This window comes from Psychromonas arctica, assembly GCF_036697365.1.
Classification (GTDB): domain Bacteria; phylum Pseudomonadota; class Gammaproteobacteria; order Enterobacterales; family Psychromonadaceae; genus Psychromonas; species Psychromonas arctica_A.
Genome location: NZ_JBAHZA010000011.1, coordinates 27,961 through 43,890, shown reverse-complemented (window position 1 = coordinate 43,890; position 15,930 = coordinate 27,961). Strand labels below are relative to the sequence as shown.

The following is a 15,930-nucleotide window of genomic DNA, read 5'->3' as shown; positions in this document are numbered from 1 at the left end:
ATGACAGAAGCACGTTACACCATTATTGACTTAGGCTCTAACAGCTTCCATATGCTTACAGTCAGTAAGCAAGGAAATGGTTTTAACGTTGTTTCAAAACATAAACAAAAAGTACGCCTAGCTGCTGGTTTAAATGGCGACAAACAACTTGATCAAACAACAATGCAAAGAGGATGGGCTTGCCTAGAAAACTTTAGATTGTTGTTAGACCAAATCAAGCCAGTTACTGTACTGATCACCGCGACTGCAGCTTTAAGAATTGCCGTTAATAGCCAAGAATTTATTGATGTAGCTGAAAAGATTCTTGGTTACCCAATAAATCTAATCTCTGGCGTGCAAGAAGCTAAAACAATTTTTAGAGGTGTTTCCTACACTGAACAAACCGATAAAAAACTATTAGTAATAGATATTGGCGGCGCAAGTACAGAGTTAGTAGTAGGACAAGGCAATCAAGTTCATATCGCTAATAGCTTGAATATTGGTTGTGTAACCTGGTTAAGCCATTATTTTGCCGACCAGCAACTTAGTGAATACAACTTCAATAACGCAATCAATGCCGCTAGACAAGTTATCTCTACAGTTAAAACTCAATACAGTGCATTTGATTGGCAACTAACCTTAGGTGCATCAGGTACGATTCAGGCTGTTAATGAAGTAAATCAAGTACAACAACTCAGTAATTCATTATCTTTTGAGTTATTACAACAAATTAAACAACAATGTATCGCTTGTAACACCATAGAACAACTTAATATAGCAGGTTTAAAAGCCTCTAGAATGCCTGTTTTTGCCAGTGGATTAGCGATTTTAATAGCACTTTTCGAATCTTTGAACATCCAACAAATGCAGTTGTCTAATGGTGCATTGAGAGAAGGTTTAATTAGCATGATGTTTAATGGACAAAGTAAATTTAGTTAATCTAAACAACACCTTTTCAATACCAAAACAGATCAAAACTGAAACGTTGTATTATGTAAGGGTATGTAGATGAAAAAAATCAAGTTCACCACTTTATTAACACTTATTATACTTGTTAGCGCATGTAGTACTTATAGCGTTGACACCACTCGTACTACTTTTTATCAACAGCAATTAACCACCTCTGGCAATATCTACCTTACTGCAGCTCAAGGCCTTCCTAAAAATTCTTTAGAACTTGCTAGTTATAAGCAAAAAATAACGAATAAATTGAATAATACCGGTTATAACGTCGTCACAGATAAAGCACAGGCAGAATACATTGCCACTTTTGATTATGACATTGATGAAGGTGACACCTACCTTGTTACCGCTCCAGTTATTCGTACACACTCAAGATTAATACACCGAGGAAAATTTGCTCGTTTACATCACAGGGATCGCCATAAGAAAATAAATCAGGTAACGAGCAATCTTGTCACCACTTATAATCGCTTACTAGCATTAGATATCAGTAATGCTCAAACAGATAAAAGAATATATGAAGCACAAGTAACCAGCATAGGTGAATGTGAAATTATGGCTGGAGTATTTGACCAGCTATTAGATGCTATGTTTGTTGATTTTCCTGGTGTAAATGGTCAAATAAAAAAGGCTGAGATACCTTATCAAGGTCAATGTAATGAATAAGCTCTATTGGCTATTCACAATAGCTGAGTCTTAACGTTAGACAATGAAGAGTGTTGGTGCATCAATCAAGATGAAACTCAGCAGTATGACACATATGTAAAAGTCGCTACTTCTTAAAACCGAAATACATAATTAAGTCTTTCCCCAATCACTTTAGATAAGCTACCTAAACTCTAATTAGAAAAAATGGCTTAATTTAACGCACAAACGAGTAAGTGAACCTTTTAAAATTAACCTTCTTAATCGCCCTTTTTAAAGTTAATCGAAGGATGCTGGTTGATACGATCACTATAGTTAATAACGAAAGTAAAACTTTCTTTAATGAAAAGTTAATAAACAGCATGAACATCAACCCTCCCTATCGATTAGTCATACAATACCACTACATAACTTGTACCCTTTTGATTTTTAAGAAATAGTATTAAAGAATCTATGATAAAAAATATTATCTACATTATTTAACTTAGTAAAAATATGATCAAACCAACTAAAAAAAGCTCGATTTAAAACAAAATGCGAGCGAACGCTCATAATAAATTTATTAATGTAGTAAAAATGTTAATGATAAGTATCTTTGTGCTCAACAAAATGAAAAGTATAAATAATCTAATTAAAGTAAAAGGAGTGCAAGATGAGTAAACAACATTCATTAATGGGTCAGTGTATTGCTGAATTCATTGGTACAGCAATATTAATCTTTTTTGGTGTCGGTTGTGTTGCAGCATTAGTATTAACTGGTGCAAACTTTGGCCAATGGGAAATTAGTATTATGTGGGGAATGGGTGTTGCAATTGCCATCTATTGTACTGCAGGTGTATCTGGTGCACATATTAACCCTGCTGTTACCATTGCACTTGCTCTATTTCACGGGTTTAACAAAGAAAAAGTATTGCCTTACATTGTATCGCAACTATTAGGCGCATTCTGCTCTGCGGCTTTAGTTTACGCTCTATATAGTAACTTATTCAGTGATTATGAAATCGCTCATCACTTTGTAAGAAGCAGCCAAGAAGCATTATCAACGGCAGGTATTTTCTCTACTTACCCACACCCATCAATTTCTTTAGTGACAGCATTTTTTGTTGAGTTTGTTATTACAACAGTTCTTATTTTCGCGATTTTAGCATTGGGTGATGAAAATAACGGAGCTCCTCGTGGCCCGTTAAACCCAGTACTAATCGGTGTATTAATTGCTGTGATTGGTGGCTCATTAGGTCCACTAACAGGTTTTGCAATGAATCCAGCTCGAGATTTTGGTCCTAAGTTATTTGCTTATTTAGCTGGTTGGGACTTTGCACTAACAGGAGCAAAAGAAATTCCATACTTCATCGTACCCATTGTTGCACCTATCTTAGGCGCCTGCTTTGGGGCATGGATTTACCCAAAAGTTATTTCACCATACCTACCAGAAGAAGGTTTCGGTTGCACTATTCCTAATGAGTGTGATTAAAAAATACAAATATGCCGATTTCAATAACGGCACTTATTCAGATTAAATAGTAAAAAGGAAAATATAATGACAGATAAACAATATATCGTTGCTTTAGACCAAGGCACTACCAGTTCTCGTGCAGTAATTCTTGATCACGAAGCTAATATCATTAGTGTTTCTCAACGTGAATTCACACAAATTTATCCACATTCTGGCTGGGTTGAACACGACCCAATGGAAATTTATGCAACACAAAGCTCTGTCTTAACTGAGTCTTTAGCGAAAGCGAGCATTCGTAGTGATCAAGTAGCTGCTATCGGCATTACTAATCAACGCGAAACCACCATTGTTTGGAATAAAGAGACGGGTAAACCCGTTTATAACGCAATTGTTTGGCAGTGTCGTCGCACAGCTGCTATTTGTGAAGAATTAAAAGAGCGTGATGGATTAGAAGATTATGTCCGTGAAAATACAGGTTTAATGTTAGACCCATACTTCTCAGGCACTAAAGTAAAATGGATCTTAGATAACGTTGAAGGCGCGCGTGAAGATGCAGAAGCTGGTAAATTATTATTTGGTACTGTAGATACTTGGTTGATCTGGAAAATGACACAAGGGCGCGTACATGTAACAGATTACACTAACGCTTCTCGTACCATGCTATTTAATATCAATACATTACAATGGGATGAAAAACTACTTGCAGAACTAGGTATTCCAGCATCAATGATGGCTGAAGTAAAAAGTTCTTCTGAAGTTTACGGCAAAACTAATATCGGTGGTGTTGGTGGTACGCGTATTCCTATTGCAGGTATAGCAGGTGATCAACAAGCGGCATTATACGGCCATATGTGTGTAGAAAAAGGTCAAGCTAAAAACACCTATGGTACAGGTTGTTTCTTATTAATGAATACAGGTAAAGAGAAAATAGCCTCGAATCACGGTCTACTCACGACTTTGGCTTGTGGTCCAACTGGTGAAGCAACTTACGCCTTGGAAGGTGCAGTATTCATGGGAGGAGCATCAGTTCAATGGTTACGCGATGAAATGAAAATACTTTCAGATGCTAAAGACTCTGAATACTTTGCAACTAAAGTAGGCTCGTCAAACGGAGTATATGTTGTTCCAGCCTTTACCGGTTTAGGTGCACCTTATTGGAACCCTTATGCACGCGGTACCATTGTTGGTTTAACACGTGGGACTAGCGCAAATCATATTATTCGAGCAACGTTAGAGAGTATCGCTTATCAAACTCGCGATGTATTAGATGCGATGCAAGCAGATGCAAATATGCAATTGGCTTCACTGCGTGTTGATGGCGGAGCAGTAGCTAATAATTTCCTAATGCAATTCCAATCAGATGTATTGAATACAACAGTGCAGCGCCCTGCTGTTACGGAAGTAACAGCTTTAGGAGCAGCATATTTAGCAGGTATTGCAGTAGGCTATTGGAAAAGCCTGGATGAGTTACAGAATAAAGCAGTTATCGAACACTCTTTTGAACCTGTTGCCGTACAAGAAAAACGTGAGCAACGTTACAATGGTTGGAAGCGCGCAGTAAAATGTGCAACGATATGGGCAGATCTTCATAATGAAGATAACGAAGATACGCCTTAAGTAATTCAAATCATAACTTCCATTAAAGAGCGCCTCGAGCGCTCTTTTGTTATCGATACTTTAAAATTATTGTATATTTGTCTCTCATTCGAACCTAAAACACTCATTAAACTTGCTATTCATAATGCGCACACAGTAAACTGTTTTTAATAAATATCGCCATGAGCACCGGAGTGAGGGTCAATGAAACAGACAACAAGACATCAAGAGATCGTTAATTTAGTACAAAAAAATGGCTACGTAAGTACTGAAAGCCTTGTTGAACACTTTAATGTCAGCCCACAAACTATCCGCCGCGATCTCAATGAACTTGCCGATGAAAATAAAATCCGCAGACACCATGGCGGGGCAACAACGCAACAAAGCTCAGTCAATACGTCTTACAATGACCGAAAAGAACGTCAATCACATGTGAAAGATGCAATTGCGCAAGCATTAGTTAAATACATTCCAGATGGCGCAACCCTATTTATAGATATTGGAACAACTCCTGAATACATTGCTAAAGAACTGGTAAAAAATCATAAAGGTTTACGTATTGTTACTAATAACATCAACGTAGCGAGTATTTTAATGGCAAACGATGATTTTAAAGTCATTCTAGCAGGGGGCGAAGTTCGTAATAGAGACGGTGGTATTGTCGGTGAAGCAACCTTAGACTTTATTAAACAGTTCCGTTTAGATTTTGGCATTATCGGTATCAGTGGTATTGATTATGATGGTTCATTATTAGATTTTGATTATCATGAAGTGCGTGTAAAACAAGCGATTATTGAAAATAGTCGCAGTGTGTTTCTCGCAGTTGATCATACGAAGTTCGGGCGTAATGCCATGGTTAATCTAGGCAATATCAGCGAGTTAGACATGTTAATCACAGACTTAACGCCACCTAATGAAATTGTCAGCATACTTAAAGAACATAACATTCCGTTAGAAGTGATTAATAGTCAAACCACTGAAAAATCTGACTAATGATAATAATGTAAATAACCATCATATTTAAAAGGTTTACTAATATCTCCCCTTGGTGCAGATAAAATTAAAGAATGCTTATCTGCATATACAAGCCGTATAAACAAACTCAATCTTAGGGCCAATCCCGATTACATAACCTCAGCTTTGGTTAATCGAAGCGTATTTTTATATAAAATAGGCAATACTGCTAGTTGTTCATAATTTAAGGCAGAAATCCGTATGAATAGCACTGTTGACTCGCTTTTGTCATCCAGCATTGAGGTTACATAGCGTGTGAACAACTATATTGTGGTCAGGATTTTCTTGTACAGGCACATCATAAGTCTGTGCATTATTTGCTATATCGCACTCTAATTTGATTAATTGCTCTTTTAAGGTGAATGAGTCTTGATCCCCCTCGTAAAATAATTTAGCTAACCACAACGTAAACTCATTTCCATCAGCCTTCCTAAAATAGATGTGTTGCATCAATGAGTCATTACCAAACATACTGGTCGGTGTTGAGGTGCGGATACTAGAAGCAGGAAAAGTGAATCTACCTTGTTGGTCAGTTACCGTTTGATCTAAATGTCGGCCATCGTAATATAGCTCTCTATAAATGGTTTTACCTACTACAGCTTTACCAGACTCTAATAATTGGCCCTGTACCGGAGGTGATAATAAAAAGCTTTCCCGATTAAAAAAACCAAATATACCTGCGTTAACAGAAAAGCTATAAAGCAATAATAAAATGCTAACAATAATGAATAAACTCTGTTTTATTAAAGCCATGATATTTACTCTTTATTAAATAAATACTCTAAATTTTACGCTGTAATAACCGTTCATCTCGAGCATAAATCATTATTTAATTTACGAAAAAACAACTAAGAAGTGAGCTATTTATTGTGATTGGTATTAAATCAAAAAAATGAGGTTTAACTTATAAAAAATGCCGCATAATGCGGCATTTTTTAGTCTTTAAAGGTCTAAAACAAGATGTTTAAAAAAACTTCCAAATCAAAAAGGCCAAAGCAAATCCTACTAAATAAAGCATGCCTAACCAAGTCAGACCTTGTAAAAACTTACCATGCTGAATACTAGGTTCAGACTTCACTAATCTAAAGTTAAGCCAAGCAAATACAGGTGTCGTAATAAAGGCTAAAGTCATCGCAAAGGTTAACATAGGTGCCAGTGCTGATTTAAAGAATAAAACAATAATCATACCAGCTAGAGATTGCACTAATAACCAGATATTTAAGCTATGCTTAGACTGTTTAAACCCTAATAATTTATGTGATTCATTTAAAGTACGTGAATAACCATCTAATACAGTAATAGTCGTACCAAATAGACACAAGAAAGCAATCATCGATACCAATGGACGAGACCACTCACCAATAGTTAATGCATACATATCAATTAGTCGCTGCGCAAAGGCAACACCGCCAAGTACTGTTCCGCTCGTTTGGCCATATTGCACTAATACACCTAAGCCAAAAAACACTAATGCTAATACTGCCGTTAACCAATAACCAACATTAAAATCTAACAGGCCTTGCTTCTTAGTGATCACCTGTTGTTTTTGTTTTGCTTTTAACCAAAGAGAGCTTAATGCAGAAACTTCAATCGGAGCTGGCATCCACCCCATCAAAGCAACCATAAAGCCTAACATAGCTAATTTATAAGGCGATGGACCTTCATAATCAGCAGGCGTCATTGGTCCATTATTAAAGGCAACGATAAAAGCGGCGACCGTTGTAATAGTTAATACCACCATGATCACTTTGGCTACATTATCTAAAGCTTTAAAATGACCAAATAATAAAATCATTAAGCAAACACCTAATATTAACCAACATAATAAGGTCACTGACACATTCACCGGTAAGGCATAATGCAAAAGGCTAGCCGTTAATAACAAAACGCCTGCTGTACTCACTACTGCAGCCAATACATTTAATGCGGTAAAACAATAGAAATACCAAGGCCCTTTAATTTTATAACCTTCGATTAAGTTATTACCCGTCGCCAAAGTATACTCAACGCCAAAACGGAAAAAAGGATACTTTAGTACATTAACAGCAACCACTAACCATAGTAATTGCCATCCAAAAATAGCACCAGCTTGTGTAGAAGCAACAAGGTGTGAACCGCCAATAGAAGCGGTTGCCATTAATATTCCGGGGCCAAACGCATTTAAGCGTGATTTTAAATTTGGTACGACATCATTCATTTATTTTAACTCGAATTAGGATATTTTTATGGTCGGTTAACATACATAATTAATGGTTAATAAAAAAGCAAAAAAGACTGACTTTCTAAGGATTAATAGATTTTTAGCCGTCAAATCACTATTTCTTTGAAAAAAGATATATCTCAAAGGCAAAATGGATTCACACAGGATAATTAAGCGTTAAATTTTTCTTCGAAAAGATCAGACTCACGAATGATAATCGAGGCCTTATGCCAGTTTTGCGTAGCAAATGTTTGTCCTTCTAATTGATTTAAAATCAACTGACTCATTTGTTCACCAACAGCATGAGTATCATAATCCAGTGTGGTAATTGATGGTTTGTTGTATTGGCTGTGTTCATAGTTACCATAGCCAGCAATAGCAATATCCACACCCGGTTGATAGCCTAACTTTTCACAGGCAACGATAGCGCCTAACGCCATCGCGTCATCAGCACATAATATACAAGTCGGGGGAACAGCTAGCGCCATTAACTGTTTAGTCATTTCAATAGCATCACGCTCTGTTAACTCTCCATATAATAAATAGTTTTTATCAACCTTTAATGTGGCTTCTCGCATTGCTTGTAAATAACCTTGCTCTCGAGCCATCGCCAACGTAAGTTGCACAGGCCCATTAAGAAAAGCAATACGCTGATGTCGAGCATTAATTTGACGTTGTGTTAATTGATAAAAGGCATGCTGGTTATCTACATCAACAAATCTATCCTCTTGATAACCGGACTCATAACCTAAACAAACATAGGGAAAGTTATGTACCTTTAATAAGGTGATACGCGGATCGTTATGGCGAGTTCTTACAATAAACAAACCATCAACTAAACCGCTACTAATAAAATCCATATAGACTTTCTGTTCGTCTTGCAGCGATGAAATGGTGGTCACAATCAATTGATAACCATGTTCTATCAATAACTCAGAGGCGCTAGCCAATACCTTAGAAAAAGCAGAAGACACAAACATTCGATCATTTGCAGGTAAAATAATACCAATATTTTTAGAGCGCCCAGAGGCTAGCCTTTGCGCGGTTGGGTTAGCTTTATACCTAAGAATCTTAGCAGCTTCTAATACCTTTAAACGCGTATCAGAATTAACGTCGCTATAACCATTTAATGCTCTTGATACCGTTGACTTAGAAAGTCCTAAATACTCAGCTAATTGTTTAATAGACATCACTTATCCCTATTTATAAGCGTAAGTCAGTTTCATTATCAAATAATAAAACACGGGATAAATCGACAATTAAATCAACGCGCTCACCACGTTTAAACTCTGACCGTAAATCTAATCGAGCTTTCACCGACCCACCAGCTAAATTAAATAAGATCTCCTTATCGAATCCCATAGGCTCTATTAAATCAATTTGTAACTGGTTAAAGTTAAAGGTGTTATCAGTTTCAGGAAATAGTCGGCTATCGTTAAAGAAATCAGGTCGAATACCTACTTTTACCGGAAGGCCTTGTTCATTAATGGTCGTTTGCAAAGCAACATTAGACAACTGTTGTCTGGGCAAGCGGTAATTACCCACCTGTAAATAATCATTAAATAACCTGCCCTCTATAATGTTCATCGAAGGAGAGCCAATAAATTGAGCAACAAACACATTAGCAGGATTTAAATAAACCTCCATCGGTGTACCAGCTTGCGCAATATAACCATCATGCAATACCACCACCTTATCAGCTAAAGTCATCGCCTCTACTTGATCGTGAGTGACATAAACACTAGTCCGACCAAACTTATTATGAATTTTGCCTATTTCGGTACGCATATGGCTACGAAGTTTGGAATCTAAATTCGATAAAGGCTCATCAAACAAAAACAGATCTGCTTCACGAATAATCGCGCGCCCCATAGCAACGCGTTGTCGTTGCCCACCTGACAAATCAGCAGGCTTACGATCCAGTAATGCTTCTAGTTGCAACATTTCAGATACTTCTGTTAAACGGCGTTCAATATCCTGGTTATCCACCTTTTGTCTGCGCAGTGCAAAAATAATATTTTCTTTCACTGATTTATGTGGATATAACGCATAGTTTTGAAAAACCATCGCTATATTGCGATGCTGCGGTTCAATATCGTTGACTACCCGATCACCAATCACAATATCACCTGAAGTGGCTTGTTCTAATCCAGCAATCATCCTTAGTGTGGTAGACTTACCACACCCTGATGGCCCAACAAGAACCACAAATTCACCATCTTCGATATTTAAATCTATGCCTTTAACTACAGCAGTATCACCGAAGCTTTTTACGATATTTTTTAATTCAATTGCCGCCATAATTACCCTTTAACCCCACCGTCCGTTTTACCGCCTTTCATAAAGCGAGATGCAAATAGAAAACAAATTACAATCGGAGCAAGTGTCAGCATAGAAGCTGCCATAATACGATCCCAAATTGCATTTTTTGATACGAATAGCTCTTGTAGAGCCAATGGTAAAGTGTGAAATTCTGGATATTGCTTTAAAAATACTGAAGCAAATAAATACTCATTCCAGCCGATGATAAAGCAATAAATAAATACCGTCGCCAACATAGGTAAGGATAACGGCAGTACCACCTTAATAATTGCTTCTTTTCGAGAGCAACCGTCCATCATAGCCGCCTCTTCAAGTGCAAATGGAATACCACGGAAATAGTTACCCAACATATACATGCCCACAGGTAATGTTTGTACAATGTAAATAAGGAACAAACAAAAAGCACTTCCCCATAAAGAAGAAGCTAACCCAACATTCATTGCCATCTGATAAAGTGGCACCATCAACAATACACCGCCAACCATATACACAAACAATACCGAGCGCTGTATCACCACTTGTCCTTTGAAGCGTAATCGGCTGATTGAATAAGCCCCCATAACAGAGAAAACTAAAGAGAAGCTTGCTGCTCCAACGGAAAAAATAACGCTATTTAGCATGTACTTTCCAAAGGGGAATAAATTATCGTTAGCCGTGTATTTAGCAGCTATTGCCTGCTTTTTATCTTCTGATAACTTAGGGTTATTGAGTATTTTTTGAATCGCAGCAGGTATCTCGACCTGTTCAGGTTCGGTTACCCCTAATAACTCTTTATAAGCATCTAAATTAATGCTTTGTGGGATCAACGATGGGTTTCCCCAGTCATATTGATGCTTTAATGAGGTCGACAAAATTTGTGCAAAAGGTAATAAGCTAAAGCTGACTAACAAAACGATAGCTAAAGCAAATCCAATACGTCCTTTAATAGTTTTTTTTCCCAACATAATTGTTACCACTTCATGATTTTTTTAATATAGAACCAAATAAAGATGGACAGTACACCTAATTGAATAACAGATGTCGCTGCGGCTAACCCTTGATCAATAACGCCAGTAAAAGCTTGGTAATAGGTAAAGATAGGTAAGGTTTCTACATTCGGAGCCAATAGATAAACGTCTTCAAAACGGTTCAAATTCCAAATTAAACGCAGTAACACTACCGTTGCTAAAACAAAGTAAAGTTCAGGTAGGGTTACATGAAAAAAGCGCCCTATTGGACCGTAACCATCAATAGCTGCAGCTTCATATTGATCTCGTGAAATGGATACCAATTTGGATAAAATAAGTAAGTAAGCTATCGGAGCATGTTTCCAAATATCAAATAACACGACCACCCATAATGCTGAATCAGGATCCCCAATTAAATTACTGCGTTCACTCCACAAACCTAACAAATCAACAAATAGATAATTTACTACGCCAGAAATAGGATCAAACAAAAACTGCCAACCAAATACTACTGAAATAACAGGAGCAACATAAGGCAACATGATCGCTGCATTCACTAAGCCTCTGCCCATAAAAGGGTCACGTAGAAGTAATGCCATCGCTAACCCAAGTAATGTAGTGCCAACCACTGTCCCAAACAAATACAAACTAGTAGTAGCAATAGCGCTGTAATAATCAGTGTTAGATAACAGCTTTATATAATTTTCCAAACCAACAAAGATTTTAGATCCATTTAATTGCACATCGAAAAAGCTCAAATACACGTTGTACATCAGCGGGTACAATATAAGTAAGCCTAAGATAACAATCGTTGGAGCAACTAATTTCCAACCAAATCTGGCTTCAGCGCGTTCTAATGGTGTCATCATCTCTCCTTAACCGCACAATTAGATATCGAGTGATGACTATGAGCAGCCATCACTCGATAAATAAATTAAATGCTTATTGTTATTCAGTGATCACCGTTTGCATCTGTTTTTCTGCCCAGTCTAAGGCAGTTTGTGTTGGCTCTTTTTCTATTGCAGCACGATAAATCATGCGAGGAATAATCTGTTTTGCAAAGATTTCACCAGATTTAGGAAAGGTCTTACCATCAACTACTGAAAAGTTTTTAATGCTATCAAAACCAGCCACAATCTCTTTGATAGACTCTTTGCCGTACTGGGCAAAAATGCCTTTTGGATCATTCAAAAATTCATCGGTCTCAGCGATATCGCGTAACATAGGTAAATGTCCACCTACCGCCATATGTGAGTAAGCAACGACTTGATCTTTTTCATTCATATATTGAATAAAAGCTTTAGTTGCTTGTACCTCTTCTTTATTGTCATTTTTCATCATGGTAAACCCAACTAAAGTACCAAATGAAGACGGTGATTTATTCGTGATAGTGGTTGCTAAACGAGTATTCTTGGCTAAATCAGGATCAAAAGCCGCACCTTTTAAATCTTTAAAATTCTCAGAACTCAATGAGCTCGCTGCCGCTTCCGCTAGGGCAATATCATCTAAAATATAAGAAGAATAGAAGAACATTGCTAACTTACCTTGTAGATAATAATCACGCGCTCGCCAGCTTTGTGGACCAGGGGGATTGTATTGCGCTAAATTTGTATAAAAGTCTAATACCTCTTTTTGTGCCGAAGAATTAAAAATAAGCTCGCCATCACTATTGAACTGACCAGCATCATTAGACAAAGCAAATTGTGTGTAGCATTGCTCAGCGTAATTATCTGCCTTGGTGCCAACTAAAATACCGTATTGATTTTCACTGGGTTTATAAAAGTATTTTGCAGCCGCTTCAATTGCTTCCCAAGTTGTCGGGGGAGCAAGTCCAGCCTCTTTAAACCAATCAGCACGATACCATATACCTTGCACCCAACCACTGTAAGGTACTGACACATATTCATTCAGCGCGGCACTTTCGACTAATTTCAGCGCTCCTGCATAAAAACGATCCTTTCCTAATGCTTGAATTAACTCGGTGCTCGACTTAGCATCTACGATACCCTCTTCCGCAAATGCTAAAGACAAATCAGAGCCGACCTCAATCATATCTGGCAAGGTATCTGCTGCTGCAGCGGCGGCAATTTGTTTAGGCATATCATTTTCATCAACAGCGATCACTTTCACATCGATACCAGGATTTAATGCTTCAAAGACATCAGCCATTATTTCAATAGTTTGAAGGCGATCTGATTGTGTTTGTGTAGTCCAATATTCAACGGTTGTAGCATTAACTAAACTTGAAAAAGGTAAACTTGCCGCAACAAGCCCGATACTGAATCTATTGATTTTCATTGTCATTTCCTCATTTGATATTAGCGCTATAAGCTGTTTAATCGCGTCGGAGTCAACTCACAAAATCACCTTTATTTGAGTAATTTTATTTATTTAATTCAGTCTACCTTAAATGTGATTGGTTATTATTTGACCTAGGTCTCGTTGTCTAACATGTTCAAAACCGGTTTTGATCATTGTGGGATTGGTCACTATTTATGCAAAAACAATGTAAGGTTAGGATATCAGATAGGAAAAAAGTAAAGTTGGACATATAGACGCTTAAATAAACTACAATTTACTGCATGAAAATTTGAAAAAATCACCACCAAAATTCAATGAAAATATTATTAAATACATGCACATAGGATAGATTTTTTAATCCCGCATTAAAGATATTAATATTTTGATAGAAAGCTATAACGAAATGCTTACCCAATTAAATGAGCAAATAGCAGAAAATAAAGAGTTATCCTATATCGATGCTTTAACAGGAATAAAAATAGAAAAGCCTACGATGAAAAAGTCCAAGAGCTTATTTCTCTTTATCAAAGATATGATACTGTTTTTTCTATTGCTTTACTTGATGTCGATGGCTTTAAAAAAATCAACGACATTTATGGTCATAGTGCCGGTGATCTTGTATTAAAAGATATCGCAGAAACATTACAGTCTACAACAAGAAAAGAAGACCAGATGTTCAGAATAGGCGGAGAAGAATTCATTGTTATTCTACCGAATACCAAACTGTTCGACAGTCACAAAGTAATTAATAAAATCACCTCAAAGGTCAATCTTAACAATCAAGAAAACACTAAAATCACCATGAGTATTGGTTTAACAGAGGTTAAAAAAACAAGATAATAAAGACACGCTGTTTAAACGTGTCGATAGCTTCTTATATATATCCCAAAAACGCGGTAAAAACTAAGTTACTCATGACAACAACAATCCTAATAATTAATCATTACTGAGTGTAATGAGTGGTGCTCGTGCGGCATTTAACGCAGCAAAAGCAGCAATGACAGCTGCAATATAAAAGCAAGTTTGAAAAGCGTTCACCACGGGTTCACGAGGGCCATTTCGTAAAGCTTCAATACTGGTATTATGATCAAAATCAGGCAACAGCCCATATAACAAGACACCAAATAAAGCTGTCCCCGTTGCAGCACCTAAATTACGGCTTAGAGAAGCTAAAGCAGTTACTGTCCCAACATTACTCTTACCAGCCACAGTTTGAATGACTAGCTGTGTTGTTGGCATCACAGTGCCAAAACCAATACCGCAAAGCATCCCAAGGAAACCAATTAAAACTGGTTCTGGTGGCAAACTTCCCAATGCAATAAAACCGAATGAAGACAATGACATACCAATAACAGGGATCCATTTAGGCACGCCAGTTCTCGACATTATACGGCCACTACATAAGGCTCCAAATATCTGTCCACCAGTTAATGGCAATAATAATAAACCAGAAGTTGCAGCATTAGTTTTCAGCCCTAATTGCAAATAAATAGGCAGAAAAAAGATCAGAGCAAACATACAAGATGCAAATAGTAATGAGGTTAGTAAAGGGATATAGATCGCTCTATCCACCAGCAGGTGATTAGGTAAAAAAGGGGTTTTATGGCGGCATTGATTACGGTAAAAAATCACTCCCAACACAATAAATAACAGCCAGTAAGCAGCACTAGTCAGAGATAACCATTGGAAGTCTTGCCCCCCTACTGAGGCCCAATATAAGAATAACGTACACAATGCAGGAAAAACCATTAAACCAACCCAATCAATTGGTTTATCTCTATGTTCTAGTATTGTTTTAGGCGTCAAACAAAGTAAACGCCAAGCAGCAATCATTGCCAAAGGAATGTTAGCCCAAAATAACCAATGCCAAGTATAGTGAGTGACCACTAAGCCGCCAATAACAGGTCCACCAATACTGGCACAGGCAAACATAGAGGCAAAATAGCCTTGGTATTTCGCTCGTTGCCTCGGAGGGATAAGTTCTGCAATTAAAGCTTGCGATAAACTCATTAATCCACCGCCACCAAGGCCTTGAATAACTCTCCCCATAATTAACTCAGTCATATTGGTTGCTAATGCCCCCACTACTGAACCAATACAGAAAATACCTAATGCCCAAACTAATACATTACGACGACCATATCTGTCGCCTAACCAACCGTAAATGGGCACAGTCGCAACCGTTGCTAATAAATAGCCTATTGCGATCCACGATGATAGGTGTAATTGACCAAGGTCAGCAACAATACTCGGTGTAGCCGTTGCAAGAATTGTCTGATCAACAGCCGCCAAAAACATTGGCAAAAAAACAGCCGAAAAAAAGATTAAAAAAGCCTGACGAGTAAGCGCAGTACTCATGTATTAATGAATAAAGAAGAGAAAGAAAGAGGAAACACGTTAATTACTCGTTATTGATAAAACAATAAGTAAATGATGGCAGAATATCAAAACACATCAACCTATTTATTTTTCATATTGAAAATTTTGGGGTAACTTGAATTTATTTACTT

At 37.3% G+C, this 15,930-nt stretch carries 14 protein-coding genes; 6 read left to right on the top strand and 8 right to left on the bottom strand.

Features of this window, described 5'->3' with window-relative positions; translation table 11 throughout:
• From V5290_RS12700 to V5290_RS12680, 5 genes are all read left to right on the top strand, one after another.
• Entirely contained in the window at positions 1-918 is a 918-nt protein-coding gene (locus V5290_RS12700) for a guanosine pentaphosphatase (RefSeq protein ID WP_333386310.1), read from the top strand.
• A gap of 69 nt (positions 919-987) precedes the next feature.
• Positions 988-1,608: a DUF4136 domain-containing protein gene (locus V5290_RS12695; protein WP_333386307.1), complete on the top strand. Its 621-nt coding sequence runs from the start codon at positions 988-990 to the stop codon at positions 1,606-1,608.
• Positions 1,609-2,239: 631 nt separating this feature from the next.
• Positions 2,240-3,058: an MIP/aquaporin family protein gene (locus V5290_RS12690; protein WP_333386305.1), complete on the top strand. Its 819-nt coding sequence runs from the start codon at positions 2,240-2,242 to the stop codon at positions 3,056-3,058.
• Between the two features lie 66 nt (positions 3,059-3,124).
• Positions 3,125-4,657 (top strand): glycerol kinase GlpK, encoded by a 1,533-nt coding sequence (gene glpK / locus V5290_RS12685; protein ID WP_333386302.1) that lies wholly within the window; start codon positions 3,125-3,127, stop codon positions 4,655-4,657.
• Between the two features lie 183 nt (positions 4,658-4,840).
• Complete coding sequence (locus tag V5290_RS12680; protein WP_333386299.1) at positions 4,841-5,629, top strand: DeoR/GlpR family transcriptional regulator; 789 nt, start codon at positions 4,841-4,843, stop codon at positions 5,627-5,629.
• A 249-nt stretch (positions 5,630-5,878) separates the two neighbouring features.
• On the opposite strand, the gene V5290_RS12675 is transcribed toward V5290_RS12680, so the two are convergent.
• The 7 genes from V5290_RS12675 to V5290_RS12645 form a co-directional block, all read right to left on the bottom strand.
• The gene (locus V5290_RS12675) at positions 5,879-6,403 is read right to left on the bottom strand and encodes a DUF6795 domain-containing protein (protein WP_333386297.1); all 525 of its coding nucleotides are present in this window, start codon (positions 6,401-6,403) and stop codon (positions 5,879-5,881) included.
• Positions 6,404-6,614: 211 nt separating this feature from the next.
• Complete coding sequence (locus V5290_RS12670; RefSeq protein ID WP_333386500.1) at positions 6,615-7,787, bottom strand: divalent metal cation transporter; 1,173 nt, start codon at positions 7,785-7,787, stop codon at positions 6,615-6,617.
• Positions 7,788-8,020: 233 nt separating this feature from the next.
• Positions 8,021-9,040: a LacI family DNA-binding transcriptional regulator gene (locus tag V5290_RS12665; RefSeq protein ID WP_333386294.1), complete on the bottom strand. Its 1,020-nt coding sequence runs from the start codon at positions 9,038-9,040 to the stop codon at positions 8,021-8,023.
• Between the two features lie 13 nt (positions 9,041-9,053).
• Entirely contained in the window at positions 9,054-10,151 is a 1,098-nt protein-coding gene (locus tag V5290_RS12660) for a sn-glycerol-3-phosphate ABC transporter ATP-binding protein UgpC (protein ID WP_333386292.1), read from the bottom strand.
• Positions 10,152-10,153: 2 nt separating this feature from the next.
• Positions 10,154-11,116 (bottom strand): carbohydrate ABC transporter permease, encoded by a 963-nt coding sequence (locus V5290_RS12655; protein WP_333386289.1) that lies wholly within the window; start codon positions 11,114-11,116, stop codon positions 10,154-10,156.
• Between the two features lie 5 nt (positions 11,117-11,121).
• Positions 11,122-11,985 carry a sugar ABC transporter permease gene (locus V5290_RS12650; RefSeq protein WP_333386286.1) on the bottom strand — a complete coding sequence of 288 codons (864 nt, stop codon included), beginning with the start codon at positions 11,983-11,985 and terminating at the stop codon, positions 11,122-11,124.
• 82 nt (positions 11,986-12,067) lie between these two features.
• Entirely contained in the window at positions 12,068-13,417 is a 1,350-nt protein-coding gene (locus V5290_RS12645) for an ABC transporter substrate-binding protein (RefSeq protein ID WP_333386283.1), read from the bottom strand.
• A gap of 450 nt (positions 13,418-13,867) precedes the next feature.
• Here V5290_RS12645 and V5290_RS17560 point away from each other — a divergent pair, with 450 nt between their 5' ends.
• On the top strand, positions 13,868-14,260 hold the full coding sequence (locus V5290_RS17560) for a GGDEF domain-containing protein (protein WP_416351617.1): 393 nt from the start codon (positions 13,868-13,870) through the stop codon (positions 14,258-14,260).
• A gap of 96 nt (positions 14,261-14,356) precedes the next feature.
• On the opposite strand, the gene V5290_RS12640 is transcribed toward V5290_RS17560, so the two are convergent.
• Entirely contained in the window at positions 14,357-15,718 is a 1,362-nt protein-coding gene (locus tag V5290_RS12640; protein ID WP_333386497.1) for an MDR family MFS transporter, read from the bottom strand.
• Between the last annotated feature and the right edge of the window lie 212 nt (positions 15,719-15,930).